The organism is Photobacterium sp. DNB22_13_2 (assembly GCF_052873915.1).
Genome location: NZ_JBNNXU010000313.1, coordinates 1 through 233 on the forward strand (window position 1 = coordinate 1; position 233 = coordinate 233).

Genomic DNA, 233 nt, shown 5'->3' on the forward strand with positions numbered 1-233 from the left:
GCGTGGCGACGCTGCTGCTGTTGAGCCGGGCGAAGCCCGAAGGGCAGATGCTGACCAAGACGGAGACAGCCTGACCATGGCCGCACTCAGCAGAAGGCAGTTCCTGCAACTGGCAGGCGCAGGTGCGGCAGCGGTGGCACTCCCCGCTGTCGCGCAGGCCGAAGAGGTGTGGTCCAGCGGCAGCGCCGGGCCGGTATTCAAGCTGCCGGCCGGCGCGGTGGATTGCCACATGC

General features: G+C 69.1%; 1 protein-coding gene. It reads left to right on the top strand.

The features are described from left to right. Window positions 1-76: 76 nt before the first annotated feature. Window positions 77-233 (top strand): twin-arginine translocation signal domain-containing protein (locus ACVA58_RS28780; RefSeq protein ID WP_446513636.1); only part of this gene is annotated, 157 nt, incomplete at its 3' end.